This is a genomic window from Kitasatospora sp. NPDC057936, assembly GCF_042887525.1.
Lineage (GTDB): Bacteria > Actinomycetota > Actinomycetes > Streptomycetales > Streptomycetaceae > Kitasatospora.
In genome coordinates, this window is record NZ_JBHVPD010000020.1 from 27769 (window position 1) to 49280 (window position 21512).

General features: G+C 74.4%; 21 protein-coding genes. 10 read left to right on the plus strand and 11 right to left on the minus strand.

Going from position 1 to position 21512, the window contains the following annotated elements:
* Positions 1–5 precede the first annotated feature (5 nt).
* Positions 6–1043 carry a sphingomyelin phosphodiesterase gene (locus ACFVU9_RS13615; RefSeq protein WP_380496912.1) on the minus strand — a complete coding sequence of 346 codons (1038 nt, stop codon included), beginning with the start codon at positions 1041–1043 and terminating at the stop codon, positions 6–8.
* Between the two features lie 272 nt (positions 1044–1315).
* Positions 1316–1834: a GNAT family protein gene (locus tag ACFVU9_RS13620; protein WP_359974278.1), complete on the minus strand. Its 519-nt coding sequence runs from the start codon at positions 1832–1834 to the stop codon at positions 1316–1318.
* Between the two features lie 89 nt (positions 1835–1923).
* Here ACFVU9_RS13620 and ACFVU9_RS13625 point away from each other — a divergent pair, with 89 nt between their 5' ends.
* Positions 1924–3066 carry a hypothetical protein gene (locus ACFVU9_RS13625; protein WP_387593148.1) on the plus strand — a complete coding sequence of 381 codons (1143 nt, stop codon included), beginning with the start codon at positions 1924–1926 and terminating at the stop codon, positions 3064–3066.
* A 226-nt stretch (positions 3067–3292) separates the two neighbouring features.
* On the plus strand, positions 3293–3712 hold the full coding sequence (locus ACFVU9_RS13630) for a molybdopterin-binding protein (protein WP_380437417.1): 420 nt from the start codon (positions 3293–3295) through the stop codon (positions 3710–3712).
* Positions 3713–3747: 35 nt separating this feature from the next.
* Here ACFVU9_RS13630 and ACFVU9_RS13635 read toward each other — a convergent pair whose 3' ends face one another.
* A complete protein-coding gene (locus tag ACFVU9_RS13635) occupies positions 3748–4200 on the minus strand; it encodes a molybdopterin-dependent oxidoreductase (RefSeq protein WP_380437419.1) in 453 nt (150 codons plus the stop codon).
* A gap of 284 nt (positions 4201–4484) precedes the next feature.
* Between ACFVU9_RS13635 and ACFVU9_RS13640 the strand changes: the two genes are divergently transcribed.
* Positions 4485–6119, plus strand: a complete 1635-nt coding sequence (locus ACFVU9_RS13640) for a PucR family transcriptional regulator (RefSeq protein ID WP_387593153.1) — start codon at positions 4485–4487, stop codon at positions 6117–6119.
* Here ACFVU9_RS13640 and ACFVU9_RS13645 read toward each other — a convergent pair.
* Entirely contained in the window at positions 6085–6561 is a 477-nt protein-coding gene (locus ACFVU9_RS13645) for a MarR family winged helix-turn-helix transcriptional regulator (RefSeq protein WP_380496909.1), read from the minus strand. The two genes, ACFVU9_RS13640 and ACFVU9_RS13645, sit on opposite strands and share 35 nt — an antisense overlap.
* A gap of 123 nt (positions 6562–6684) precedes the next feature.
* On the opposite strand from ACFVU9_RS13645, the gene ACFVU9_RS13650 reads away from it, so the two are divergent.
* Positions 6685–7467, plus strand: a complete 783-nt coding sequence (locus tag ACFVU9_RS13650; protein WP_387593156.1) for a dioxygenase — start codon at positions 6685–6687, stop codon at positions 7465–7467.
* 11 nt (positions 7468–7478) lie between these two features.
* On the opposite strand, the gene ACFVU9_RS13655 is transcribed toward ACFVU9_RS13650, so the two are convergent.
* Entirely contained in the window at positions 7479–8126 is a 648-nt protein-coding gene (locus ACFVU9_RS13655; protein WP_387593159.1) for an NAD(P)-dependent oxidoreductase, read from the minus strand.
* 407 nt (positions 8127–8533) lie between these two features.
* On the opposite strand from ACFVU9_RS13655, the gene ACFVU9_RS13660 reads away from it, so the two are divergent.
* Positions 8534–8929, plus strand: a complete 396-nt coding sequence (locus ACFVU9_RS13660; RefSeq protein WP_380437429.1) for a peptidoglycan-binding protein — start codon at positions 8534–8536, stop codon at positions 8927–8929.
* 84 nt (positions 8930–9013) lie between these two features.
* Here ACFVU9_RS13660 and ACFVU9_RS13665 read toward each other — a convergent pair whose 3' ends face one another.
* Genes ACFVU9_RS13665 through ACFVU9_RS13675 form a run of 3 tightly spaced genes read right to left on the minus strand, consistent with a single transcriptional unit; the run spans position 9014 to position 10430 of the window.
* Complete coding sequence (locus tag ACFVU9_RS13665; protein ID WP_380496905.1) at positions 9014–9400, minus strand: VOC family protein; 387 nt, start codon at positions 9398–9400, stop codon at positions 9014–9016.
* 5 nt (positions 9401–9405) lie between these two features.
* Positions 9406–9972 (minus strand): GNAT family N-acetyltransferase, encoded by a 567-nt coding sequence (locus ACFVU9_RS13670; RefSeq protein WP_380437433.1) that lies wholly within the window; start codon positions 9970–9972, stop codon positions 9406–9408.
* A complete protein-coding gene (locus tag ACFVU9_RS13675) occupies positions 9969–10430 on the minus strand; it encodes a group II truncated hemoglobin (RefSeq protein WP_380437435.1) in 462 nt (153 codons plus the stop codon). Before ACFVU9_RS13675 ends, ACFVU9_RS13670 begins: the two co-directional genes overlap by 4 nt.
* Before the next feature lie 127 nt (positions 10431–10557).
* Between ACFVU9_RS13675 and ACFVU9_RS13680 the strand changes: the two genes are divergently transcribed.
* Genes ACFVU9_RS13680 through ACFVU9_RS13690 form a run of 3 tightly spaced genes read left to right on the plus strand, consistent with a single transcriptional unit; the run spans position 10558 to position 13415 of the window.
* A complete protein-coding gene (locus ACFVU9_RS13680) occupies positions 10558–11325 on the plus strand; it encodes an SDR family NAD(P)-dependent oxidoreductase (RefSeq protein WP_380496903.1) in 768 nt (255 codons plus the stop codon).
* Positions 11326–11360: 35 nt separating this feature from the next.
* The gene (locus ACFVU9_RS13685; RefSeq protein ID WP_387593255.1) at positions 11361–11828 is read left to right on the plus strand and encodes a MerR family transcriptional regulator; all 468 of its coding nucleotides are present in this window, start codon (positions 11361–11363) and stop codon (positions 11826–11828) included.
* A gap of 51 nt (positions 11829–11879) precedes the next feature.
* Complete coding sequence (locus ACFVU9_RS13690; protein WP_380437438.1) at positions 11880–13415, plus strand: AMP-binding protein; 1536 nt, start codon at positions 11880–11882, stop codon at positions 13413–13415.
* Positions 13416–13509: 94 nt separating this feature from the next.
* Here ACFVU9_RS13690 and ACFVU9_RS13695 read toward each other — a convergent pair whose 3' ends face one another.
* Complete coding sequence (locus tag ACFVU9_RS13695) at positions 13510–14298, minus strand: LuxR C-terminal-related transcriptional regulator (protein ID WP_387593166.1); 789 nt, start codon at positions 14296–14298, stop codon at positions 13510–13512.
* Between the two features lie 197 nt (positions 14299–14495).
* Here ACFVU9_RS13695 and ACFVU9_RS13700 point away from each other — a divergent pair, with 197 nt between their 5' ends.
* Positions 14496–15380, plus strand: a complete 885-nt coding sequence (locus ACFVU9_RS13700) for a TIGR03084 family metal-binding protein (RefSeq protein ID WP_387593169.1) — start codon at positions 14496–14498, stop codon at positions 15378–15380.
* A 65-nt stretch (positions 15381–15445) separates the two neighbouring features.
* Complete coding sequence (locus ACFVU9_RS13705; RefSeq protein WP_387593172.1) at positions 15446–16003, plus strand: Uma2 family endonuclease; 558 nt, start codon at positions 15446–15448, stop codon at positions 16001–16003.
* 22 nt (positions 16004–16025) lie between these two features.
* Here ACFVU9_RS13705 and ACFVU9_RS13710 read toward each other — a convergent pair whose 3' ends face one another.
* Together ACFVU9_RS13710 and ACFVU9_RS13715 are read right to left on the minus strand one after the other, a co-directional pair.
* A complete protein-coding gene (locus ACFVU9_RS13710) occupies positions 16026–19169 on the minus strand; it encodes an error-prone DNA polymerase (protein ID WP_387593175.1) in 3144 nt (1047 codons plus the stop codon).
* A 312-nt stretch (positions 19170–19481) separates the two neighbouring features.
* Positions 19482–21512 (minus strand): hypothetical protein, encoded by a 2031-nt coding sequence (locus ACFVU9_RS13715; RefSeq protein WP_387593178.1) that lies wholly within the window; start codon positions 21510–21512, stop codon positions 19482–19484.

The following is a 21512-nucleotide window of genomic DNA, read 5'->3' on the forward strand; positions in this document are numbered from 1 at the left end:
GGTGGTCAGTTCAGCTGGAAGGTGGCCTCGACCGGGTAGTGGTCGCTCGGCGCGTTGGTGTCGACCTGGCCCGGGGTCCAGCCCGCCTGCGGGTCGAAGTCGACCCGCACGGTGGACATCGCGGACGGCACCGGACGGCCGGGGGCGTTGAGGTACCCGATGTAGTCGAGGTCGTCCCGGTAGTCCTTCGGGAAGGTCTCGACGCCGGACATGTACTGGCACCAGGCCGAGGCCGGGCAGTCCATGGTGTTCAGCGTCTGGTTCGGGTCGGTGGCCGGGGTGCCGAGGACGCCGTCCACCGCGTACTGGGCGTTGGCGTAGTCGCCGCGGGCCTGGCCGTGGAAGTACTCGACGTTGAGGTCGCCGCCGATCAGGACCGGCGCGCCGGTGCCGGCGATGCCGTTGACCCAGCTGCGGATCTCGCCGAGCTGGCCGAGCCGGGTGGCCTGGGTGGTGTCGGTGGAGGTGTCCGACTCGTCGGCCTGGAGGTGGGTGCCGACGACCCACGCGGTGGAGCCGTTCTTGTTCACCCGGACCAGCGCGGCGCCCTTGTTGGCGTGGTAGTCCCAGGTGCCGTAGGTCGAGTTGCTGAAGACGTGGGCGTACTGGGCGGTGATCGGGTACTTGGAGAGGATCATCGTGCCGCCGTTGATGACGAACCACGAGCTGGAGCAGTTGCCGCTGATGCCGGTCCAGCCGCCGCCGGAGCAGGTCTGGCCGACCACCGGGGTGCGGTAGGGGTAGAGGTCGGCGAGCTTGGCGTTGATGTCGGCGGTCGAGCTGTTGTTGAACTGCTCGTCCAGGATCACGACGTCCGCGTCGTGCTGACGGACGATCTGCTCGATCACCGGGGTGCGGCGGGCGGCCTGCTCGTTCTGGGTGCTGTCGACGACGGCGGTGCCGAGGTCGACGTTGAAGGCGAAGACGGACAGCGTGGCCGGGGCCGCCTGGGTGCCGGCGACGGCCGTCGGGGCGGTGCCGCCGAGCAGCAGTGCGGCGGCGGCCGCCGAGGTGAGGGCGGTGGCCGTGCGACGCGAGAGCATGGGCGTTCTCCTGGGGGATTCGTCTACCCTGCGGATCCCGGCGGCCGAAGGGGTCACGGCCGCTCGGGGATGGCAGCGGAACGGTAGCTACTGCCCGGTACATCGGGAAGAACGCGAGATGTCTGTACAGCCCTGACCAGATGTACGACGAGATGTCTGTACATCCTTGGGGCTCCTGCACGTCACACCCTTGCGGCTCCTGCACGTCCGCCGAGCCGCGCCGCCCGCTGCACCACCGCCGGCTGACGCCCCGTCGACGGCCGCACGGCCCGTCAGCCGTCGACGAGTTCCTCCGCCAGCAGGTCCATCAGGAGGTTGTCGTGCCAGGTGCCGTCCGGGCCGCGCTCGTAGCGGCGCATGGTGCCGACGGGCCGGAAGCCGACCTTCTCGTAACAGCGGATCGCGGCGGCGTTGTCGGCGGCCGGATCGATGATCAGCCGGTGGTAGTGGTGGTCGCGCACGAGGTGCCGGGCGAGGGTGCGGACCGCGTCCGTGCCGAGGCCGAGGCCGTGGACACCCGGGTCGAGGTAGAGGTCCATGCCGGCGTGGCGGTAGTCGTCGTCGTTGTTCGCGTACCACTGGATGGCCCCGACCACCTTGCCGCCCAGCTCGACGGCGAGGGTCTCGGTGTCGGGCGATTCGAGGTCGGTGGCGACCTCGTCCACGAGGTCCTCGCCACCGCGCCAGCGGGCGTAGACCTCGGGCGTGCCGCGGATCGCCGCCAGCGCCGGGATGTCGTCCCCGGTGGCGGGCCTGAGCGTGACGAGGGTGCCGTGCAGGATCGTCCCCATATGCGGCATGTTGGCACGGAAACGGGCGTCGGGCGAGTGGTTTGAAGGGCGTTGCCCGCACCCCCCGCGACCAGGGATGATGCTCCGCCGTGACACACCTCATCCTCCTCCTGCTGGTCATCGCCGTCTCCACGGTGATCAGCAAGGCCCTGAAGTCCCGGACCGCGCGGCCCGAGGCCGCGGCACCGGCACCGGCACGGATCGACTACGACGCGGCGGCCTACGGACTCGTCCCGCGCGACCGGCTCGACCCCCGGCGCTCGGGCCCGCCGCGCGCCCCGCACCTCCGCAAGGAGTCCCAGGCGATAGCCGACGCCGCCTGGAGCGGCAACTGGAAGCCGGCCGCCGCGTACGTCGCGGCCGCCGGGCAGGACTGGGACGAACGCTGGACCCGGCTGTCGCTGCTGGACTCCATCGCCGGCGAGGACGACGGCTGGCTGAAGGCCTGGCGCGCGGCCGACCCGGGCAACTGCGACGCGGCGACGCTGGAGGCCAACCGGATGGTCCACGCGGCGTGGGCGATCCGCGGCACCAAGTACGCGCACGAGGTGCCCGAGGAGGACATGAACGCCTTCCGCTCGATACTGCCCGCCGCCATCGAGGCGGCCAAGCGGGCCTCGCTGCTCGACCCGGCCAACCCGGCGCCCTGGGTGGTCATGGTGACCACCGCGCGCGGTGCGCAGTACGAGCCGGAGCAGTTCGAGGAGCTGTGGCGCGGACTGGCCGAGCGGGCTCCGCACCACTACGAGGCCCACTGGCAGGGCATGCAGTACTGGTGCGCCAAGTGGTTCGGCTCGGACGAGCGGATGACGGCCTTCGCCGAGCGCGCGATGGACACCGCCCCGGCCGGCAGCCCGCTGCCCGGCATCTACCTGCACGCGCTGAGCGAGCTGGAGAAGCGCGAGACCCACGCGCCGGTGCTGGCGAGCGGCGACGGCAAGGCCCGGTTGCGGCGGGTCGCTCAGGCCCTGGCTCAGGTGCGGCCGGACGACGAGCGCATGCCGGTGCTGCGGCACCGGCTCGCGCACTACGCGATGCAGGCGGAGCTGTACGACGTCGCCCTGGAGCAGTTCCGGGCGATCGGCCCGTGGTGCGGCAGCACGCCGTGGACCGACGCCGAGGACCCGGTGGCGGCCTTCGACCTCGCCCGCGGCACGGCCGTCCAGCGCTCCGGCGCACAGCCGCTGGCGCCGGAGCTCCGGCCGAAGGCGGCGCGGAAGCAGGTCATGTAGCGCGCGACGCACCGTTGTCGCCCCGGGCCCGGTTCGAACGCCGAACCGGGCCCGGGGCGGCGGATGCGAGGGCTCGGAGGTGATCGTCCTGGCAGCTGCGACGGGCCGCCAGAGGGACCGTCAAACCCGGCCTGACCTGCGGTTTTCCGATCGGTAAGGTGGGGATTGGACACGGCCGGAAACTCCCCCGCCCCCGCCCGGGGGGCACGATCGGAAGGCACCCCTCATGAGCCTCAGCATCCGCAACCAGCTGCCCGGCACCGTCAGCTCCGTCACGACCGGCGAGGTGATGGCCACCGTCAAGGTCCGCCTCGACTCCGGCCAGGAGCTCACCGCCGCGGTCACCGTGGACGCCGTCAAGGACCTCGGGCTGGGTGCGGGCAGCTCCGTCCAGGCCCTCGTGAAGTCCACCGAGGTCGCCCTGGCCACCGGTCCGGTCGCCGGACTGAGCATCCGCAACCAGATCCCCGGCACGGTCACCGAGGTCGCCACCGGCGGCGCGATGGCCGGGGTCAAGGTCGACGTCGCGGGCGGCGCGCTGACCGCCGCGATCACCGCCGACGCCGCCGCCGACCTGGGCCTCGCGGCCGGCTCGTCGGTCGTGGCCCTGATCAAGTCGACCGAGATCTCGCTCGCGACCGCCTGAGCGGCCGCCACCCGGGGCAACCGTCCGGCGCTTCCTCAGGACGCGGACTCGCCCAGCGGGCCCAGCCAGACGTCGGTGACCCCGCTGACGTAGCGGGCTCCGCAGTGGTCGTCCGGGACGACCAGCTGCGGGCCCGCGGCGTCCAGTGGGGCGCCGTCCATGCTGGTGGCCAGCAGGATCTCCTGGCCGCCGAAGTCCGGGTCGATCTCGGCCCACGAGACGACCGCCCGGTGCCCGTCCGCGCCGCCGACCGACAGCAGGAAGCGCAGCCGCTGCTTGCGGCCGCTGAAGTCGATCCGGGGCCGGGCCGCGCGCAGCACGTCCCACAGGGCCGGGCCCTCGTAGCCGTGGCGCTGCTCGCCCTCCGTCCGGCAGTCGAAGCTCACCTCGACGCGGTGCGCGGGGAGGGTGCGCAGCTCGTCGACGGTCAGCTCGGCGGGCCGGTCCAGGTGCCCGTGCAGCCGGACGGTGGGTCTCGCCGGGGTCATGTGCTCGCCCTCCTCCCGGGCCGCGCCGCCGCAGCCCGGGAGGAGGAGTACCCGAACGGGATCCACGGCATTCGCACATGCGGCGATGAAAGGAACCTTTCAGCCGCATCTGCGATGGATGATGCGCCTCAGGGCCAGCAACTGCAATCGTCCGGACGGCCGGTTCCACACCCTGCCGCCACCGCCCGCACTGGATGATCCCACGAGAAGAACCCCCCCTCCGCCACTTGCATTTACGATGCCCATGCGAATGTGAACCTTGCAAATGCGAGAGGCGGCGAAAAATGATCGTCGGTGACCTGCTGCACCTCGACGACCTCGACATCCGGCTGGCCTGGGGCACGCCGGACCTCCTCGACCGCCCGGTCACCGGCATCAGCTCCACCGACCTCCAGGACCCGGCCCGCTACCTCCAGCCCGGCGAGCTCGTGCTCACCGGCCTGGTCTGGTGGCGGCCCGCCGATGCCACCGGCGCGCTGCGCTTCGCGACCGCGCTGCGCAGCGCCGGCGTGGCCGCCCTGCTGGCCGGCGAGGGCACCCACGGCAGCATCCCCGACAGCCTCGCCGAGGCCTGCCGCACGCACGGCATCCCGCTGCTCGCGGTGCCCGCGGGGACCAGCTTCCGCGCCGTCACCGACCGCGTCTACCTGCGGCTCTGGGGCGACCTGCGGGCCGGTTCGCAGGACACCGCGGCCATCCCGGAGACCGTCCGGCACGACCTGCTCGACCTCATCCACGCGGGCGCCGAACCCGGCGAGGTGCTGGCGCACGCGGTCGGCCGGCTCGGCGTGCCGGACTGCTCGATCGCCACCGCGGGCGGCCGGCCCGTCGCCGCCACCGCCACCCCGGTGCCGTCCGTCGTGCGCGGCGACGCCGGACTGCCGGTCGGCCCGCAGGACGGCTCGCCGTTCGACGGCTGGCGGCTGCGCCCGCACACCCGGGCCGCGGCGGCCGAACCGATGCTGCGCGCGCTGGCCGACCTGCTCGCCCCGCTCGCCGTGCGCGACCGCGCCGCCGCCGACGCCCGGCACAGGGCCGCCGGACGGCTGCTGGACGCCCTCGCCGGGGACGGCGGCCTCGCCGAGCCGCTCGCGGCCTGCGAGCTGGGCGACGCCCGGGCGCTGGTGACGGTCACCGCCCGCATCGACGACGCACGGGCCGAACCGGACGGCGACGGCAGCGCACCGGCCGCCTGGGCCGCACACGCGCTGGCCGAGGCGCTGCACCCGCTCGGCGTGCCGTTCGCGGCCGGGACGGACCGGGCCGGCCGGGCCGCCGCGCTGGTGGCCGCGCCGGCCGAGCGGGTCGCCGAGCGGCTGCGCCGGGCCCGGCCGGGCCTCCAGGCCCGGCTCACCGGGCGGCGCGCCCTGCGGGTCGGGGTCGGCCCGGCCGCGCCGCCCGACCCCGCGGCCCTGCGGGCGGCCCTGGTGCAGGCCCGCTACGTGCTGGAGGGCTCGGCCGGACCGGTCGCCAGCGCGGTCGAGCTCGATTCGCTGGCCGGGCTGCTGCGCGGCATCCCGGCGGAGGTGACGGCGGCCTTCCACACCCGGCTGCTGGCACCGTTGGCCGCCCACGACCGGGAGAACGGCGTCTCCCTGCTGGGCACGCTCGCGGTGTTCCTGGACCACGACGGCTCGTGGGCGCGGACGGCGGAACAGCTCCACATCCACGTGAACACCGTCCACTACCGGATCCGCCGGATCGAGGAGCTGACCGGGCGCAACCTGGCCCGCCTCCACGACCGGCTCGACCTGCGGGCGGCGCTGCTGTGCGCCCCGGAGCCGGCCACGGTCCCGGCACAGGGATCGGGGACGGGGTCAGGGGCGGGGACTGCCGTGGGCGCGGGTGCCGGCACCCGCGCGGCCCGGGGCTCCGGTCCGGTGGTTACGGGACGTCATCGAGCCGCAGCCGGGCGCTGACCTCGCCCAGCCCCTCCGCGAGGACGGCGAGCTGCTCGTGGGTGAGCACGTCGATCAGCAGCTCGCGGACCAGGGCGACGTGTCCGGGTGCGGCCTGGCGGACCGCCTCGCGCCCCCGGTCGGTGAGTTCGGCCATCACGCCGCGCACGTCGCTCGGGCAGGAGCGGCGGCCGACCAGGCCCATCCGCTCCAGCTGGGTGACCTGGTAGGTGAGGCCACTCTTGGAGGTGACCAGCTTCTCGGCCAGCTCGGTCATCCGCAGCGAGCCGGCCGGGGCGGCGGAGAGGTGCACCAGGATCTCGTACTGGGTGTGCGAGAGACCGGAGTCCTCCTTGAGCTGGCGCTCCAGGCGGCGGTTGAGCAGGTTGCTCGCGACGACGAAACCCCGCCAGGCGGCCATCTCGTGCTCGTCGAGCCAGCGGGGCTCACGGGGTGCGGACATGGGGCTCAGCCTACTCCCGTTGTTCAAATTCGAACGAAGGTGTACCGTCGGTCGATAGAGGTTCAAATTTGAACTATCCCGGATCGAGCCGGATCGAGCCGGATCGAGGAAGAGGAAGTCGCCATGAGCACCGCGGCCCCCGAGCGCATGCCCGCCCTGTACCTCTCGCACGGCGCGCCGCCGCTCGCCGACGACCCGGTCTGGCCCGACCAGCTCGCCGCCTGGTCGGTCGACCTCCCCCGCCCCGAGGCGATCCTGATGGTCTCCGCGCACTGGGAGGAGGCCCCGCTCGCGCTCGGCGCCGTCGACACCGTGCCGCTGGTCTACGACTTCTGGGGGTTCCCCGAGCACTACTACCGGGTCCAGTACGCCGCGCCCGGCGCACCGAAGCTCGCCGAGCGCGTGCGCAAGCTGCTGCGCGCCCCCGGCACGCCCGTCCAGGACATCCCGGACCGCGGCCTCGACCACGGCGCCTACGTCCCGCTCGTCGAGATGTACCCCGAGGCGGACGTCCCCGTTCTCCAGGTCTCCCTGCCCACGCTCGACCCGCAGCGGCTGATGGAGATCGGCCGCCGGCTCGCCCCGCTGCGCGACGAGGGCGTGCTGATCGTCGGCAGCGGCTTCTTCACCCACAACCTGCGGGCGCTCAGCAGCGACGGACGGATCAGCTCGGTCATGGCCGAGTTCGACGACTGGGGCCGGCGCGCGCTCGCCGCGCACGACCTCGACGCGCTGCTCGACTTCGAGCACAAGGCCCCGGCCGGGAAGCTGGCGCACCCGCGCACCGAGCACTTCGCGCCGCTGTTCGTCACGCTCGGCGCCGGCGAGGCCGACCTCGACAGCCAGCGCAGCGTGATCGACGGCTTCTGGATGGGGCTCGCGAAGCGCTCGATCCAGCTCGGGTAGCCGCCGGGGTCTCACAGCGCGCAGCAGGTGAAGCGCTCGCCGATGTGCTCGGGCTGTTCGATCTCGTCGACCAGGGCGACCGCGTAGTCCGGCACCGAGATCCGGCTGCGGCCGGCCGCGTCGGCGAGCAGCTGCTCCAGGCCCGTCCGGTAGCGGCCGGTCCGCTCCCCCGGGCCGATCTCGGCGGCCGGGCTGAGCACCGTCCAGCGGACGTCGGAGACCGTCCGGCAGTAGTCCAGGGCCTCGCCGTGCGCGTGCATGATCTGCAGGACCGGCCCCGGCAGGCCCGGGGCGTCCCAGACCCGCACGCCCGGCGCGGTCTCCAGGCTGCCCGCCCCGCCGACCGCGATCAGCCGCGGCGCGGCGCCGCCGAGCGCGCGCAGGCCCTCGACCAGCGACCGGGCGGCGGGCTCGATCAGCGCGGCGTGCCCCGGCCCGTCGCCGCCGCCCACGGCGCTCACCAGGACGTCCCGCCCGGCCGCGACCCGGGCCACGTCCGCCGGGTCCAGTACGTCGCCGCGCTCGACGGCCGCCGCGTCGCCCCGGTACCGACCCGGATCGCGCACCACCGCCGCGACCTCGTGCCCGCGCGCCCGCGCCTCCGCGACGACGGCGCTGCCGATGGTGCCGTTCGCGCCGATCACGGCGATTGTGGCCATGGGGTACCTGCCTGTCCGTTCGGTGGCGGTGTGCGGTGTCCTGACATTCCGTCAAGCACCGGCGATTATCGGCCAACCGGTCGCCGGGGAGCGTCGCGACAGCCCGGGCGGAGGCCGGAATTCCGCCACGGACCCGAACCCGGCCGGGCGGTCGGTAAAGACTTCGGATGGCTCCAGGCCAATACGTCGACCACTGTCGAAATTAACCGACCGGTCGGCCGGTCGGTGCCCTTCCACCGAGCCGGACGCGACGCCGCACGGGAACTCCCCGCCGCCTTGCGGGCTTTCGGCCAACCCCGCCGCAAGGCCTGGTCCGCACGGACGTGACGGCGCACGATCGAAGGGACCGGAGCGATGCGACAACGCTCCTGTTACCCATGCGACTTGTGCGACTGAGGAGACTCGACATGCAGAAGAAGTGGGCACTTCGTGCGGCTACCCTCACCATCGGCGCCGGCGCCGCGCTCGGCCTCGCGGTCGGCACGGCCAACGCCGCGTCCCTGATCCAGTGGGGCTCCACCGGTCAGCCGGTGGTGTGCGTCCAGCAGGCCATGAACTACCTCGACAACGCCGGCCTGTCGGTCGACGGCCAGTTCGGCCAGAACACCTACAACGCCGTGTACGCGTACCAGGGCTCGAAGAGCAACCTGCAGCAGGACGGCCAGGTCGGCCCGCTGACCGGCGGCGACATCAAGGCCGACATCTACAACTCCTACCGTGCGGCGCACGGCTCGGGCGACTACAACACCCAGCAGGTCCTGGGCTCGTGGATGAGCAACTGCAACAGCCAGATCCCCGGCTGACCGTCGCCACTTCCCCGGCGATGAGCGGCTGACCGAGGCTGGTTCCGCACCGTGCGCACGGTGCGGAACCAGCCTCGACCGGTATCAGGCCTCGCCGGTGGCGACGCGCTGGGCCTGGCTGCGCTCGACGCAGAACTCGTTGCCCTCGGGGTCGGACAGGACGGCCCAGCCGCGCCCGTCCGCCGTGCGGCGGTCGTCGACCATCCGCGCGCCCAGGGCCAGCAGTCGCTCGACCTCCTCCTCCCGGGAGCGGTCCTGCGGCTGGAGGTCGAAGTGGATCCGGTTCTTCACCGACTTGCCGTCCGGCACCCGGATGAACAGCAGCGCAGCCCCCGCGGACTCCACCAGCACCTCCGGGTCCCCGGGGTTGTCGTCCTTGCCGAGGGTGCCGTCCAGCACCTCGGCCCAGAAGCCCGCCAGAGCGTACGGGTCAGCACAATCGATCGTCACGTGTCGTACCAGAGAAGCCATGCCCCCTACTCTGGCCCCGGCCGTTCGAATCCGTCCAGCCGATTCCTGGAGTGCCGGTGGCCGTCGAGCGGGAACTCCGGGGGCAGAGCCGTCAGCACCTCCCGGAACGCGTACCCGCTCTTCTCCGCCACGCGGCACGAGGCGGCGTTGTCCACCTGGTGCAGCAGGTCGATCCGGGCCAGGCCCTCGTCGGCGAACGCGGCGAACGCCCAGGCCGTCAGCGCCTCCACCGCGCGCGGTGCGACGCCCCGGCCGCGGGCGGCGGCGGCCGTCCAGTAGCCGACCTCCGCCCCCTCGCCGCCCGGGGTGCCGCGCTTGAGCACCACGTTGGCGACCAGGTCGGCCCCGTCCGCGTCCAGGACCGCGAAGCTGTAGCGGGTGCCCTCCGACCAGCCGCGGAGCTGCAGCTCCAGCCAGCGCGCGGCCTGGTCGGCGTCGTCCACCGGGACGCGGGTGAAGCGGCGCAGCGTCTCGTCCCGGTAGGCCTCGACCAGCGCGGGGGCGTCCCCGTCCTCGAAGGGGCGCAGCAGCAGGCCGCCCGCCGCCGGGAGGGCGGTGGGGGCGAGGGTCACCGCAGTCCCTCCCAGCCCCAGCGGGGCGTCGGGCCCGGGTCGCCGAGGTCGGTGCCGGCCGGAGAGGCCGAGACGTCCTCGGCGATCCTCGTGCCCCAGTCGAAGTACTCCAGCACCCGCCGGCGCAGCAGTTCGTCGTCCGGGAGCTCCTTGCCGACGGCGGCGGCCATCAGCTCCATCCAGCGCAGGCGCTGCTCCTCGGTGATGGCGAGGCCGAGGTGGGCGCGGAGCAGCGACTGGTGGCCGCCGAGCTCCTCGGTGTAGCGGACCGGGCCGCCGAAGACCTCCGCCAGCCACACGGCGACGTGCTCGATGTGCGTGGTGGTGAAGTGCTCGAAGACGGGTGCGAGGAGGGGGTCGGCGAGGACCCCCTCGTAGAAGGTGTTGCTGAGTCTGCGCAGCGCTTCGATGCCGCCGACGGCCTCGTAGAGGCTGTCGGGCCGCTGGTCGTCGCTCATTGGTGCTCCCCGTTGTGGTGGTGACCGTGCGTCGGGACTTTCCTAGCAGGTCCGGCACAACTCCTCGGCGGTTCTCCGCATTCCGCGCTTGACGTTGTCGTTGGCGTCAGGGTCGGAGGGTGGGCGCATGAACACCGAAGAGGAAGCAGTGGAGCGGCGCGTCGTCCTCGTCACCGGGGCCGGAACGGGGATCGGACGGGAGACGGCGCGGGCGTTCGCCGCCCGGGGCGCGCGGGTGGTCGCGGTCGGACGGCGGCCGGAGCCGCTCGCCGGGACCGCCGCGACCCACCCCGGGCTGATCCGGCCGCTGGCCGCCGACATCACCGGCCCGGACGCGCCGGAGGCGATCGTCGCGGAGACGGTGGAGCGGTACGGTCGGCTGGACGTCCTGGTCAACAACGCCGGGATCGTGCGCGCCGGGCAGGCCGTCGGCGACCACGACAGGGCGGGCGTCGAGGCGCTGCTCGCCACCAACCTCGTCGCCCCCGTCCTGCTCGGGCGGGCCGCGGTGCCGGCGCTGGCGGCGAGCCGGGGCGTCGTGGTCAACGTCAGCACCGCCGTCGGGCAGCGCGGGTGGCCGTCCAACGCGGTGTACGCGGCGAGCAAGGCCGCGCTGGAGACGGTGACCCGAAGCTGGGCGGTCGAACTGGCGCCGCGCGGCATCCGGGTCGTGGCGGTGGCGCCCGGGGCGATCGACACGCCGATCGGCGAGCACGCGGCGTTCGGCCCCGAGCAGCGCGCCGCCGTCCGCGCGTGGCAGATCGCGCACACCCCGCTGGGCCGGATCGGCCGACCGGCGGAGGTGGCCTGGGCGATCGTTCAACTGGCCGAGCCGCAGGCGTCGTTCGTCACCGGAGTAGTGTTGTCGGTCGACGGGGGCGCGCTCGTGGGATGACGCGCGACGGGCGGAGCCATCGGGGGCGGTGCGTGGTGCGGATCGGGGAACTGGCCGAGCTGACCGGCGCGACGGCCCGCGCGCTGCGGCACTACGAACAGGCCGGGCTGCTCACCGCCGGGCGCGCGCCGAACGGCTACCGCGAGTACGGGGAGGCCGACGCCGTCCGGGTGCGCAACATCCGTGCACTGCTCGGCGCGGGGCTCACCCTGGACGACCTCCGGCCCCTCCTGGGCTGCCTGGACGGCGACGTCATGGCACAGCCGCCGTCCGCGCGGGTCCTCGGGATCGCCCGCGACCGGCTGGCCGTCCTGGAACGGCGGATCGCCGCCCAGACCGAGGCCAGGGACCGGCTGCTCGCCGCGCTGGAGGCGGCGGGGAACGCGGTGGCGGGCAAGGCGGTCACGGGGAACGCGGTGACGGGGAAGGCGGTCACGGGGTACGCGGCCACGGGCAACGCTGCTGCCAGCACCACGGCCGCGGGGCCGCGTTCGGACGGGTGACACCCCCGATCGGGGGTGTGCAGGGAGCGGTCCGGAGAGGACAGTGGGCGCATGCAGATTCCACTCTCCGTGATGGACTTCCTCGACCGGGCCGAGCTCGTCTACGGCGACCGGGTCGGGATCGTCGACGAACCCGTGCAGCCGGCCGCCCCCTGGGGCGAGCTCGACTACCGCCGGATCGCCGAGCTGGCCCGGGCCCAGGCCGCCGGGCTGGACCGGCTCGGCGTCGGGCCGGGCGAGCGGGTCGCGATCGTGTCCCACAACTCCGCCCGGCTGCTCACCTCCTTCTTCGGGGTGAGCGGGTACGGCCGGGTACTGGTGCCGGTGAACTTCCGGCTCAAGGCCGAGGAGGTGGCGTACATCGTCGAGCAGAGCGGCGCCTCCGTCCTGCTCGTCGACCCCGAACTCGCCGATGCGCTGCACGGGGTGGTGGCCAAGCACAAGTTCGTGATCGGGGCCGACAGCGACGCCGTCCTCTACGACTTCGACAACTCCCCCCGCCGGTACGCGATCTCCGAGAACGACACCGCCACCATCAACTACACCAGCGGAACCACCGCCCGCCCCAAGGGCGTTCAGCTCACCCACCGCAACATCTGGCTCAACGCGACGACCATGGGCCTGCACTACGGCGCGAGCGACCGCGACGTCTACCTCCACACCCTGCCGATGTTCCACGCCAACGGCTGGGGGCTGCCGTTCGCCCTCACCGGCCTGGGCGCGCAGCACATCGTGCTCCGCAAGGTCGACGGCGCCGAGATCCTGCGCCGCATCGACCGGCACGGCGTGACCTTCCTGTGCGGCGCGCCCGCGGTCGTCCAGATGGTGCTGGACGCGGCGGCCGACTGGGACGGCCCGGTGCCAGGACGCGACCGGGTGCGGATGATCGTGGCCGGCGCCCCGCCGCCCACCTCCGTCGTCCAGCGCGTCGAGGCCGAACTGGGCTGGGAGTTCATGCAGCTCTACGGCCTGACCGAGACCTCCCCGGTGGTCACCGTCAACCGCACCCGCGCCGAGTGGGACGCCCTGCCCGCCGCCGAACGGGCGGAGAAGCTCGTGCAGGCCGGCGCCCCCTCCCTCGGCACCCAGCTGCGGGTCGACCCGTCCGGCGAGGTGCTCGTCCGCTCCAACACCGTCCTGGACGGCTACTGGCAGCAGCCCGAGGCGACCGCCGAGGCCCTGCGGGACGAGTGGTTCCACACCGGCGACGGCGGCTTCCTCACCGACGGCTACCTCACCATCTCCGACCGCAAGAAGGACGTCATCATCAGCGGCGGGGAGAACGTCTCCTCGATCGAGGTGGAGGACTGCCTCTACGCCCACCCGGCGGTGGCCGAGGCCGCGGTGATCGGCGTGCCGGACGAGAAGTGGGGCGAGACCGTCAAGGCGCTGGTGGTGCTCCGGGAAGGGCACGGCGGCGTCACCGCGGCCGAGCTGATCGCGCACTGCAAGCAGCGGCTGGCCGGCTACAAGTCGCCCACCTCCGTGGAGTTCCGGGACGAACTGCCGCGCACCGCCACCGGGAAGCTGCAGAAGTTCCGGCTGCGCGAGCCGTACTGGAGCGGGCAGGAGCGGCAGGTCAACTGAGCGGGCAGGCCGACTGAGCAGGCAGGCCGACCGAGCAGGCTGGTCGACCGGGCGGGCAGGTCGACCGAGTCGGCGGGGCCGCGGGCGGTCCGGGTCAGCCGAGCAGTCCCGACTCCCTGGCCGCCACGGCGAGTTCGGTCCGGTTGCGGACGCCGAGCTTGTGCATGGCGGACTTCAGGTAGCCCGTCACGGTGTTGCAGGTCAGCCCCAGCCGGGCGGCGATCTCCGGGTTCGTCCGGCCGGTCGCCGCCCAGCGCAGCACCTCGTGCTCGCGCGGGGTCAGGGGTCGTGCGGGGGCGGCGGCCCGGTCCTTCCCGGCGGGGCCGGGCTCCGCGCGGCTCCAGGCGGCGGCGCCGGCGAGTGCCCGGGTGGCGGTCGCCGCCAGCTCGCCGACGGCCGCGATCCTGACGTCCCCGAACGGCACGACGGCGCGCAGCGAGGCGTACACCACGCCGTGCACGGTGCCGCCGTGCAGCAGGGGCACCGTGAGCATGGCGTACAGGCCCTCGGCGCTGACGGCCGCGTCGTGGTGGTGCGAAATGGTGGTGGCGGCCCGGTAGTCGGGCACCCAGCTGGGAGCCCGCTCGGCGAGCGCCCGCCCGCCCAGTCCGGTGCCGGCCGGGACGGGACGGTCGTGCAGCAGGTCCGCCCTGGTGCCGGCCCAGTGCCGCAGCACCAGTCCGTCCTCGCCCGCCCGGTGCCCCGGCAGCGCCACCGGCAACGGCTCCGGCACGCCCACCAGGCCGACGTCGGCACCGCACTCCGCCACCACCCGGCGGGCGAGGTCGCCGAGCACGGCGTCCCTGACCAACTCGGCGGCGCGCGCCCCGAGCCCGGGGTCGTCCGGGGGCGCGGCGGTGAGGATCTCCGCGGCCCCTGTCATCGCGAGACTGCCCTTCGCATCGCGTGCATCGCGAGATTGTCACACGCGGCACGGGCGCTGGCGAGGGTTCCGGTGTGCGGGTCCGGCAGCGTTGATTCGGCGGAGTGGCGGGCGTGGCGGCCGCGCCCGGCGTAGGGTGCGGCCGTGGCCGTGGATTACCGGCGGGTAATGCGCCGGGACCGGAGGAAGGGGAACCGATGACGGATCCGAACGCCCCGCAGGACGCCGCGCAGGACGGCCCACAAGACGCCGCGCAGGACGGCCCACAGGACGGCCCGCAGGACGTCCTGCGCGGCCTGCTCGCCGACCTCGGCGCCGAGAGCGCCGTCCTGGACGCGCTCGTGGCCGACCTCCCCGCGGCCGACTGGGCCCGCCCCACACCCGCCGAGGGCTGGACGGTCGCGCACCAGATCGCCCACCTCGCCTGGACCGACGACTGGACGGTCCGCGCCGCCCACGACGGCGAGGCCTTCACCGCGGCCGCCGGCGCCGCTTTCGGCGACCTCCTCGCGGCCGGCCGCGACCCGGTCGACGAGGGCGCGGTCGCGGGCGCCGCCGAAGAGCCCACCGCCCTGCTCGCCCGCTGGCGCACCGGACGCGACGCGGTGCACACCGCGCTCGCCGCCACCCCGGCCGACGTCAAGCTGCCCTGGTTCGGCCCGCCGATGAAGCCCGCCTCGATGGCCACCGCCCGCCTGATGGAGACCTGGGCGCACGGCCAGGACGTCGCCGACGCCCTCGGGGTGACCCGCGAGCCCTCGGCCCGCCTGCGGCACATCGCCCACCTGGGCCTGCGCACGCTCGGCTTCGCCTTCACCCTGCACGGCCGCCCCGCCCCGCAGAGCCCGGTCCGCCTCGAACTGACCGCCCCCGACGGCACGTCGTGGACCTTCGGCCCGGCCGACGCCACCGACGTGGTGCGCGGCCCGGCACTGGACTTCTGCCTCCTGGTCACCCAGCGCCGCCACCACGACGACCTCGCCCTCACCGCCACCGGCCCGACCGCCACCGCCTGGCTCCCCATCGCCCAGGTCTTCGCCGGCCCCCCGGGCAAGGGACGCGGGCCGGCCTCCGGCGCCTGAACGGCCCGGGGTGGTTTCGCGCATAGACTGCGAGGCCGCCGAACGCACCTACCGGAGGAGGCACCATGAGCTTCTACGAGCGGCACCGCGAATTCGTCGAGGAGGTGCTGCGCACGGCCCCCGACGGCGTCCGCGTCGAATGGTCCGGCGACACGCTGATCATGCAGGCGGCTCCGCCCAACATTCACCAGCTGAGCATCATGCTCGTCCAGCGGCAGTTCGAGCGCCACGTCCCGGACGACTACGGTTTCAGCGGCAACAGCGCGCTGACCACCCCCGACGTGACGAAGGAGCGCTCCCCCGATCTGACCTATCTTCCGATCGCCTCCTTCGCTCGGGAGGGCAACACCACTCCCGCTGAGGAAGCCCTCATCGCGGTCGAGGTGGTCTCGCCGTCCAATGCGGGGAACGACTGGGTGGACAAGCTCCGCGACTACGCGGTGATGGGCATTCCGCTCTACCTGATCATCGATCCGCGGGAGGGCACGGTCACGCTGTTCTCCGAACCGAACCACGACCGCTACCACGCACGGCACGACCGGAAGTTCGGCGACAGCATGCGCATCCCCGATCCCTTCGGCTTCGATCTGGACCTGAGCGGGCTCGTGCGCTACCCCGACTGAGTGACCCGAGGGCTCTGAGGCCTCAGAGGCCGATCCGCAGTGGTGTGAGCCGGGTGGCGATCAGGTTGGTGGCGCCGCGGTCGCGTTCGATGTGGCCGTGGACGAGGAGGCCGGCCCGGTCGAGGGCGGTGCGGCGCTGGGACTCCCAGACCGGGCGGTTGCAGATCACGTTGATCAGACCGGTCTCGTCCTCCAGGCTGAGGAACAGCACCCCGCCGGCCGTCGGCGGCCGCTGCCGGTGGGTGACCAGGCCGCCGACCACCACCGCCGTCCCCGGTGGGACGTCCGGGAGTTGGGCCGCGGAGAGCGCGCCGCCGCGCTCCAGGTGGGCGCGCAGGTGCTGGAGCGGGTGGCTGGTGGCGGAGGTGCCGGTGGCCCACAGGTCCGCGATGGTCTCCTCGACCGGGCTCAGGCCGGGCAGCTCCGGCGCCTCCGTGCCGGGGGTGGTGCCGGGCAGCAGATCGGCCGAGATTCCGGCGAACGCGCCCGCCGACCACAGAGCCTGACGTCGCGTCAGCCCGAAGCAGTCGAACGCACCGGCCGTCGCCAGCGCCTCCAGCACGGGCGCGGTCAGACCCGTCCGGCGGGCGAAGTCCTCCAGGCCGGCGTACGGCTGCCCGGCCACGATCGCCTCGGCCTGCGGGGAACCGATGCCGCGGACGGTCTCCAGCCCGAGCCGGATCGCCGGCTGGGGACGGCCCGCCGTCAGCGGCGGCGCCGGCGTCGGCCCCCGGTACGGCTCCAGGCCGGGCCGCGCCCCGCTCGCGTTGACGTCCACCCCGCGCACCCGCACCCCGTGCCGCCGCGCGTCCGAGACCAGGCTGAGCGGCGAGTAGAAGCCCATCGGCTGGTTGGCCAGCAGGGCGCAGGCGAAGGCCGCCGGGAAGTGGTACTTGAGCCAGGCGCTCGCGTACACCAGGTAGGCAAAGCTGATCGCGTGGCTCTCCGGGAAGCCGTAGTTGGAGAACGCCTCGATCTTGCCGTAGACGTCCTCGGCCACCTCGGGCGGGATGCCGCGCTCCGCCATGCCGGTCAGCAGCCGCTCGCGCAGCCGGGCGACCCGCTCGTGCGACCGCTTGGCCCCCATCGCCTGCCGCAGCAGGTCCGCCTCCGCGGGCGTGAACCCGGCGCAGTCGATGGCGAGTTGCATCATCTGCTCCTGGAACAGCGGCACCCCGAGCGTCTTGCCGAGCGCGTTCTCCATCAACGGGTGCGGGCAGCCCGCCGGTTCGGCCCCGGCCCGCCGGCGCAGGTACGGGTGGACGGAACCGCCCTGGATCGGGCCGGGGCGGATCAGCGCCACCTCGACCACCAGGTCGTAGAAGTGGTCCGGCTTGAGCCGGGGCAGCGTCGCCATCTGCGCCCGCGACTCGACCTGGAACACCCCGACGGTGTCGGCCCGCCGCAGCATCGCGTACACGCCCTTGTCGTCGTCCGGGATGGACGCCAAGTCGTAGCGCAGGCCGTGGTGTTCGGCGATGAGGTCGCACGCGTCGTGCAGCGCGGCGAGCATGCCGAGCCCGAGCAGGTCGATCTTCACCAGTCCGGCCCCGGCCGTCGACTCCTTGTCCCACTGCAGGACCGAACGCCCGGGCATCCGGGCCCACTCGGTCGGGCAGATCTGGCCGATCGGCTCCTTCGTGAGCACCATGCCGCCCGAGTGGATGCCCAAGTGGCGGGGCAATCCGTGGAGTTGCTCAGCCAGCGACAGCACGTCGGCCGGGATGACGGCGTCCGCGCCGGGCGCCGAGCGGAAGTCGGTCTGCCGGCTGAACGCGTCCACCTGCCCCTGCGGGTAGCCGAGCACCCGGGCCGCGTCGCGGATCGCCAGGCGGGGCCGGTAGGTGATCACATTGGCCACCTGGGCGGCGTGCTCGCGCCCGTAACGGCGGTAGACGTACTGGATGACCTCCTCGCGGCGGCGGTTCTCGATGTCCAGGTCGATGTCGGGAGGCCCGTCCCGGGCGGTGGACAGGAAGCGCTCGAACAGCAGCTTGTAGTGGATCGGGTCGACGGCGGTGATCCCGAGGGCGAAGCAGACCGCCGAGTTGGCCGCCGACCCCCGGCCCTGGCACCAGATGTCCTCGCGGCGGCAGAAGTCCACGATGTCGTGCACGATCAGGAAGTAGCCGGCCAGGTCGAGGTCCTCGATGACGTCCAGCTCCTTGGCGAGCTGGCGCCGGGCGGCGGCGTTGCCCGCTCCGAATCGGGCCGGGCCGCCGGCCGCGACCAGGGCGCGCAAGTGGCCGATCTCGCTCCCGCCCTCGGGGACGGGGTAGCCGGGCAGCTCCGGATCCAGCTTCGCGAAGTCGAAGGCGCAGCTCCGGCCGAGCTCGGCGGTCGCCCGCTGCACCCCGGGGAAACGCGCCAGGCGGGCCGCCATCTCCCGCCCCGAGCGCAGGTGCGCGGTGCCGGACGCCTGCGTCCAGCCGGCCGCGTCCTGCAGCGTGCGGCGCTCGTGCAGCGCGGCCAGGCTCTGCGCGAGGCGGCCCTGGGCCGGGCCGGCGTGGTGCGCGTTCGTGGACGCGACGACGGGCAGGCGCAGCCGGGCCGCGAGCGCGGCGAGGGCGTCGTTGCGCCGGTCGTCGCCGGGCAGGCGCTGGTCGATCAGCTCGACGTGGACGTTCTCGCGGCCGAACAGCTCGGTGAGGGTGTGGAGTTGGCGTGCCGGGCTGCCGGGGGCGGGCGGAGGCGCGGACGGGGTGGCGGGCGGTGGCGCGAGCGAAGGCCTGAACGGGGTGGTGGGCGGATTCGCCGGCGGAGTGGCGGACAGGGCGGCGGGCACCCGGCCGAGGCGGCAGCCGGTGAGCACCGCCCAGTGGCCGTCGTGCGCCCCGGCCAGCGCCTCCACGTCGTACGCCGGCCGGCCCTTCGCGCCACCGGCCATCTGTGCGGCGGCGATCGCGGCGGAGAGGCGGCGGTAGCCCTCGGGGTCGCGGGCGAGGATGAGCAGGTGCTCGGCACGGCCCCCCTCGTGACGGATCGTCAGTTCTGCGCCGAAGGCGGTGGCCAGCCCCGTCCCCCGGGCGGCCTCGGCGAGCCGGACGGCACCGTACAGACCGTCGTGGTCGGTGAGCGCCAGCGTCTCCACGCCCAGCCGCAGCGCCTCGGCGACCAGATCCTCCGGGTCGCTCGCGCCGTCGAGGAAGCTGAAGGCGGAGTGCACGTGCAACTCGGCCCAGGGCTCGCTCGGGCGGGGGGCGGGACGGGGAACGTCTCCGTCGCGTCCCTCTCCGTTCCGGGCCTCCTCCCCGTTCCGGGCCTCTTCTCCGTTCCGGGCCTCTCTGCCTCGGGCCTCCCCGTCTCGGGCCTCCCCGTCCCGGGTGGGGCGGTGCAGCGGGACGACCTTGTCCGACGCTTCGCCGGTCATGCGGCGGCGCAGCTCACTCCAGGGGACGGTGGGGTGGCTGGTGAAGCCCATCGGGGATCGCCTTCGTTCTCGTGCTCTCGCTCCCCCCTCGGGTCGGTTCGGTGGCCGCTAGTCGTAGCCGGCCTCCAGGTACCACCCACCCCCCTCCACGGTCAGCAGCAGCGCCCGGCCGCCCACCACCACCTGGAACCGCGCCCGACGGCGGGCCAGCGACTGGTCCCACCAGTACTCGACCGCCGGCCACGGCCCGGTCCAGCCGTCCACCCGCTCCTCCCGCCCCCGCACCACGACCACGGCCGGCCGGCCCGACACCCCCGCCCGGCCGTCCACCGCCACCGGCCGCCCGTCCTCGTCCAGCACCCGCACCGGCACCGGCTCCCGCAGCACCACGGCCGGCCACACGTCCAGCAACCGCCCGGGCCACGGCGCACCGGCCGGCGCCGCCGCCTCGTACGGCTCGCCCCACGGCACCCTGACCGCCTGCTCCGCCGGACCACGCCCGCCCCCCGGCTCGATCCGCCGCAGCCCGGCATGCCCGAGCACCGCCTGCACCCGCGCCACCGCCCGCTCCACCCGGTCGTCCGCGACCGCCTGGCCCCACAGCGCCAACTGCCGCCCCTCGTCGGGCGACAGGCCGTCGGGGGCCAGGCGGAGGAGGACGAAGCCGGTGTCGGGGGCGGGGGCGGGGGGCCGGGTGGCCGCGTCGGCGGTGCCGTCGGGGCGGATGGGGTCGGCCGACCTGCGGGCGGGGCCGACGGACCCGCGGGTGGGGCCGACGGACCGGACTGGGCCGGTGTCGGGGCGTGTGCGGCCGGTGTCGGGGCGGGCGAGGCCGGCGTCGGGGCGGGCGAGGCCGGCGTCGGGGCCGCCCGGCCGAGGTCCGGAGCTGCCGCCGAAGCGAGCGCCGCCGGCGGCCGGAGCGTCAGCGGGACCGCCGGGCCTGGTTCCGGGGCCGGAGGTGCCATCAGGTCGGGCCCGAACGGCGGCGTGGCCGTCGGGTCCGGCCGCGCCGCTGTCCCGTCGGGGGTGGTCGGTGCCGGAGGTGCCATCGGGCCAGGTCCGGTCGGCGGCGTGGCCGGGTGCGGGGGTGAAGGCGCCAGCGCTCTGCCAGGCCTGGAGCTGCCAGCGGACCCGCTCGGCCAGTGCCGTCGCCGAAAGCCGGCCCTCGTGCCGCCACAGTCGCGACGCCGTCCGGCCGTCCGCACACTCCACCTCGACGGCCACCCGCTGGCAGGTCAGTCCCGCCGCGGCCAGTCGCCGGTGCAGTTGCTCGGCCAGCGTGCGGGCGACGAACACCAGTGGTTCGGCCAGTGTCTCCGGCGGGTCGAAGCGCTGCTCGACGGCCAGGTCGGGCCCCTCTCCGCGCGGCACCAGCGGGCGCGGGTGGAGGCCCCGGGCCAGCCGGTGCGCGGCCGTCCCGGTGGGGCCGAACCGGTCCGCGACGGCCTCCGGCGGCAGCGCGGCGAACGCCCCGACGGTGGGCAGCCCGAGCCGCCCCAGCAGCTCCGCCAGGTCCTCGTCGCCGAGCGCGCTCACCGGGTACGGCGCGAGGAACTCCGCCGTCCGGCCGGCCGGCACCAGCACCCCGGCCCTGGCCGCCAGCACGGCGGCGAACAGGCCGTCCGCCACGCCGACCTGGGCGTGGGGGGCGGTGGCCGTCGCGGGTTCCGCGTCCCGGCGCACGGGTTCTGCGTCCCGACGCACGGGCACCGCGTCCCCACCGGGGACGGCGTCCGGGACCGGCTCCTCGGCCAGCGCCGCCGCGACCGCCGTCCGGACCTTCGACGCCAGCGCCTCCTCGCCGCCGAAGTAGCGGCCCGGCCCCTTCACCGGGATGGCGCACAGGCCCGGACGGATCACCTCCACCCGGGGCGTGAACCCCGCCACCGCCGCGACCACCGGCTCGAACCGCCGTGTCTCCGCCTCCGGATCCCGGTCACGCAGCTCCAGCGCCGGGCAGAGCCGCTGCGCCAGCTTGAGCCGCTGCCCCTGCCGCACCCCGGCCGCCCGGGCTCCCGCCGAGCACGCGAGGATCCGCCCGCCCTCGGTCACCGCCACCGGGTCGTCGCCCGTGACGGCCACCACCGGCCAGTCCGGGCACCACACCACCAGCACGCGCGGCGTGCCTCCGCCCGCCAT

Excerpts from the sequence above, each read along its gene's own strand:
- ACFVU9_RS13615 (WP_380496912.1), bottom strand. The coding sequence starts at position 1,043 with ATGCTCTCGCGTCGCACGGCCACCGCCCTCACCTCGGCGGCCGCCGCC.
- ACFVU9_RS13620 (WP_359974278.1), bottom strand. The coding sequence starts at position 1,834 with ATGGGGACGATCCTGCACGGCACCCTCGTCACGCTCAGGCCCGCCACC.
- ACFVU9_RS13630 (WP_380437417.1), top strand. The coding sequence starts at position 3,293 with ATGAGCCTCAGCATCCGCAACCAGCTGCCCGGCACCGTCAGCTCCGTC.
- ACFVU9_RS13635 (WP_380437419.1), bottom strand. The coding sequence starts at position 4,200 with ATGACCCCGGCGAGACCCACCGTCCGGCTGCACGGGCACCTGGACCGG.
- ACFVU9_RS13640 (WP_387593153.1), top strand. The coding sequence starts at position 4,485 with ATGATCGTCGGTGACCTGCTGCACCTCGACGACCTCGACATCCGGCTG.
- ACFVU9_RS13645 (WP_380496909.1), bottom strand. The coding sequence starts at position 6,561 with ATGTCCGCACCCCGTGAGCCCCGCTGGCTCGACGAGCACGAGATGGCC.
- ACFVU9_RS13650 (WP_387593156.1), top strand. The coding sequence starts at position 6,685 with ATGAGCACCGCGGCCCCCGAGCGCATGCCCGCCCTGTACCTCTCGCAC.
- ACFVU9_RS13655 (WP_387593159.1), bottom strand. The coding sequence starts at position 8,126 with ATGGCCACAATCGCCGTGATCGGCGCGAACGGCACCATCGGCAGCGCC.
- ACFVU9_RS13660 (WP_380437429.1), top strand. The coding sequence starts at position 8,534 with ATGCAGAAGAAGTGGGCACTTCGTGCGGCTACCCTCACCATCGGCGCC.
- ACFVU9_RS13665 (WP_380496905.1), bottom strand. The coding sequence starts at position 9,400 with ATGGCTTCTCTGGTACGACACGTGACGATCGATTGTGCTGACCCGTAC.
- ACFVU9_RS13675 (WP_380437435.1), bottom strand. The coding sequence starts at position 10,430 with ATGAGCGACGACCAGCGGCCCGACAGCCTCTACGAGGCCGTCGGCGGC.
- ACFVU9_RS13680 (WP_380496903.1), top strand. The coding sequence starts at position 10,558 with ATGAACACCGAAGAGGAAGCAGTGGAGCGGCGCGTCGTCCTCGTCACC.
- ACFVU9_RS13690 (WP_380437438.1), top strand. The coding sequence starts at position 11,880 with ATGCAGATTCCACTCTCCGTGATGGACTTCCTCGACCGGGCCGAGCTC.
- ACFVU9_RS13695 (WP_387593166.1), bottom strand. The coding sequence starts at position 14,298 with ATGACAGGGGCCGCGGAGATCCTCACCGCCGCGCCCCCGGACGACCCC.
- ACFVU9_RS13700 (WP_387593169.1), top strand. The coding sequence starts at position 14,496 with ATGACGGATCCGAACGCCCCGCAGGACGCCGCGCAGGACGGCCCACAA.
- ACFVU9_RS13705 (WP_387593172.1), top strand. The coding sequence starts at position 15,446 with ATGAGCTTCTACGAGCGGCACCGCGAATTCGTCGAGGAGGTGCTGCGC.
- ACFVU9_RS13715 (WP_387593178.1), bottom strand. The coding sequence starts at position 21,512 with ATGGCGGGCGGAGGCACGCCGCGCGTGCTGGTGGTGTGGTGCCCGGAC.